We start from the raw sequence: 3,692 nt of genomic DNA on the forward strand, positions 1-3,692 counted from the left end.
AAGGGAAGGAGGGGAGGGCGTTTTATTATGTTATTTTTTTCCCATGTCGAACGGGGACATTCGGAAGGAAATCTTCCGGAAGTCCTCGCGCCCTGCGGAAAGAAGGCCAAGCTGCACGCTGCGGAGCATGAAGTTTTCAGGCAAAGCGGTACGCGCTGGTGATGCATGCCTCCGACGTGGCGATGCTGCCGATGAAACCTGTTATGATTCCCTCTTCATCACCATAAGCGCTGTGGCGGGGGCTCCAGGCCGGGAGAAATTGCCAGTGCATGCCGCCCCGGAGAACATGTGTCAGTAATCTTCCTCGCTTATGCCGAGCTGTTTCATCTTGTAGCGCAGGCCGGGGCCGGTGAGCTCCATGATGCGGGCAGCCTTGGAGATATTGCCCCCGGTCACGCGCAATACGTTGCGGATGCATCGTGATTCGAAGGCGTTCAATTTCTCTTTGAGGGGGATAACGCTGTTTCTTTTCACGTCGCGGTAGTCATCCAGCGGAGGGAAGGCGTCCTGCCGCGCGGAGGGCTGCGCCGGGGCCGCGCTGCGGCCGCCGAAGCAGGCGTCGCGGAACTGGCGGGGCAGGCAGTCCTCGTCAATGAGGTCGCGGTCGCCGAGAAGGGCCAGGGAACCTTCGATGACGTGCAGAAGTTCGCGGATGTTGCCGGGCCAGGCATATTCCCAGAAAAGCTTCATGACGGAATCGGAAACCCGCGCCACGCCCTCCGCGATTTCCGGGCGCTGGAGGAAGGCGGAGACCAGGAGGGGAATGTCTTCCCGTCGCTCCCTGAGGGGCGGGACAGAGATGCCCACCACGGCGAGGCGGTAGTAAAGGTCGTTGCGGAGTTTTCCCTTTTCCACGGCAGTGAGCGGCGGTTCGTTCAGGATGCTGACGACCCGGACGTCCACGTCTTTTTCCACATGCGCGCCGAGCCTGCGTATCTTTTTTTCCTGAAGCACGCGCAGAAGCTTGGCCTGGAGCCCGAGGGGCATGGAGTTGAGCTCATCAAGCAGCAGGGTGCCGCCGTCGGCCTTTTCAAAAAGGCCGGGCTTGTCCGCTGCGTCGGTGTATGCGCCTTTGGAGGTGCCGAACAGTATGCCTTCCAGAAGGTTTTCCGGAATGGCCGCGCAGTTCACGGCGATGAAGGGCCTCTGCCGCCTGGGGCTTGCCGCGTGCAGGGCCTGGGCAAAGAGTTCTTTGCCTGTGCCGTTTTCCCCCCAGATCATGACGGGCACGGAGCTTTTCGCGGCTACCCTGGCATCGTTTATGGCGCCGCGCAGGGCCGGGTCGCGGCCGATGATGCTTTCAAAAGTGTACCTTGTGTCTTCGCCGGAGGGCGCCGGAGGGCGCGTCCTGGCCTTCGCCTCCCCGGTGAGCAGGGCGCTGTCCACCCAGATGGTGAAGGCCAGGACTCCGTCCTTGCGGCCTCTGTCGAAGAGCGGGAAAAAGTCCGTCACCGAAGAGAACAGGGAATTGTTGATGGTCTTGTACCAGTAGGCCTTCCTTAAAAGCGGCTCGCCCCGGCGCAGGCACTCCATGGTGGGGATGCAGTCCATTTCATTGGGTACATAAAGCTCCGTGATGTGCTTGCCCACCACCGAACCGGTGAAACCGTCCACCTTCCTCTGGATATCGTTCATGTAGACGCAGGTGCCGGAGGCGTCCACCACGGCTACGCCTATGCTCATGTGATCCCATACGGCCGTCATGGAAGCTGTCATCACGGCCGACCGGCTGACATTGCTGAATGTATCCGTACCGAAGAGCATGGCAGGCGTTCCTTTTTTTTAGAAGTGATAAATTTTTCCCATATATAAAAAATTTCTTTTTAAAAAGAAAGTTTTTTTATGATCTTTAAAAAGTTCTGTCAGGGAAAATATGCCGGATGGAGATAGAAATATGTATTATTTCATAATGTTAAGTATTGAATGGGAATTTTGGCACACTTTGTGCATCGTCAAGGGCACAAGCAAGCGACATTTTTCCGGCCTCTAACATCCCCAACAGGAGATATCCCATGTCCGTCATAGAGTTCACCTCCTCCGCCCCCGTGGAAGGGCAGGGCTACGCCATTAACTGGGACACCGCCGAACAGCGCGTCACCGAACTGAAGGATTTTCTCATGACTGCCCCCCAGGTCATGGATCCGGAACGGCTTCGCTGCCTTCTGGACGTGTATGATGAATTCGCCGGGGAGCCCACGATATATATCCGCGCAAAACTCTTTGAGCGCGTGCTTCTGACCAAGAAGATTTTCCTCGACGGCAACCCTATCGTGGGTACGCTCACGGGCATACGTTGCGGAGTGAATCCCTACCCGGAATGGAATGTCTCCTGGATCAAGGATGAAATGCAGCTCGCCAAGATGACTTCCCTCGGGGAAATGAAGATTCCCCAGGAGACGGAAGAACTTCTGGAGAAGGTGTACAAGAAGTGGAAGAACCGTACCTGCATTGCCCTGAACAACAAGATGTACAAGGACAAGTACGGTGTGAACCCTGCGCAGTACTCCAAGGCTGGCATGTACTACGACAACGTAAGCGTGGCCTCCGGCTCGGGTATCGCCGATTACCCCAAGGCCCTCAACAAGGGTCTGCGCTGGGTGGTCGATGATTTGAAGAAGCGCCTGCTTGAATGTCCCACCACTCTGGCCAACAAGGAGCGTCACGACCTTTACCGCGCCATGATCGTGGCCGTGGAAGCCGTCATTGCCCATTCCCGCCGCTATGCCGAACTCGCGGAAAAGACGGCCGAGGCCGAAACCGATCCGAAGAACAAGGCCGAACTTCTGGAAATCGCGGAAATCTGCCGCCGCGTGCCCGAATTCCCCGCCCGCAACTTCCGCGAAGCCATACAGTCCTTCTGGTTCGTGCATCTGGCCATTGAAGTGGAACAAATGGCCTGTGCTACCTCTCCCGGCCGTTACGGTCAGTACATGTATCCTTTCTACAAGAAGGACATTGAAGAGGGCAGGCTGACGAAGGAACAGGTCATCACCCTGCTCAAGTTCCAGTGGATCAAGCACATGGAACTCGGCGAATACCAGGGCGGCTCCTACGCGAAGACCTTGTCCGGCCATACCGGTCAGACCATCACCATAGGCGGCGTGGATGCCGACGGCCGCGACGCCAGCACCGAGCTTGAGGAACTGCTGCTCGAAACGCAGATCCGCATGCGCGGCATCCAGCCCACGCTGACGCTGCTCTATCATCCCAAGCTCAAGCCCTCCTATATGAACAAGGTGGTGGAGTGCATCCGCGGCGGCTCCGGCCAGCCTCAGATTCTCAATAACACCGTAGTCATCGAGCGCAACCTCGCCCGGTTTGCCCAGTACAAGGACGGCATTACCCTTGAAGACGCCCGTAACTGCGGCAACTACGGCTGTGTATCCACCGGTATCTGCGGCAAGGGCAGCTTCATCACTCAGGAAGATCAGCCCTGCCTGGCCAAGGTGGTTGAACTTCTGCTCAATAACGGCAAGGATCCCTCCACGAAGAAGGTGGTGGGCGCGGAAACCGGCGATCCCCGAGAGTTCAAGGACTTCGAGGAACTCTATGACGCCTGCAAGAAGCAGCTCAAGCACCTGTTCACCATTTCCCGCCATCATTCCGACCTCAGCCAGATGGCCCGTCTCCAGGTGGTACCCAGCGTGTTTCGTTCCGTGATGTACGACGGCTGCATCGAGAAGGGCATGTGC

2 protein-coding genes are annotated in these 3,692 nt (G+C 57.4%); one reads left to right on the plus strand and one right to left on the minus strand.

Annotation, left to right across the window (positions count from 1 at the left end):
- Nucleotides 1-291: 291 nt before the first annotated feature.
- Nucleotides 292-1,764 (minus strand): sigma-54-dependent Fis family transcriptional regulator, encoded by a 1,473-nt coding sequence (locus K8W16_RS09580; protein WP_304122980.1) that lies wholly within the window; start codon nt 1,762-1,764, stop codon nt 292-294.
- 248 nt (nt 1,765-2,012) lie between these two features.
- On the opposite strand from K8W16_RS09580, the gene K8W16_RS09585 reads away from it, so the two are divergent.
- Nucleotides 2,013-3,692, plus strand: a 1,680-nt coding sequence (locus K8W16_RS09585; protein ID WP_304122983.1) for a pyruvate formate lyase family protein, incomplete at its 3' end; no start/stop codon positions are given.

It is taken from the genome of Mailhella massiliensis, from assembly GCF_020741395.1.
GTDB classification, from domain to species: Bacteria; Desulfobacterota; Desulfovibrionia; order Desulfovibrionales; family Desulfovibrionaceae; genus Mailhella; species Mailhella massiliensis_A.

Excerpts from the sequence above, each read along its gene's own strand:
- K8W16_RS09580 (WP_304122980.1), bottom strand. The coding sequence starts at position 1,764 with ATGCTCTTCGGTACGGATACATTCAGCAATGTCAGCCGGTCGGCCGTG.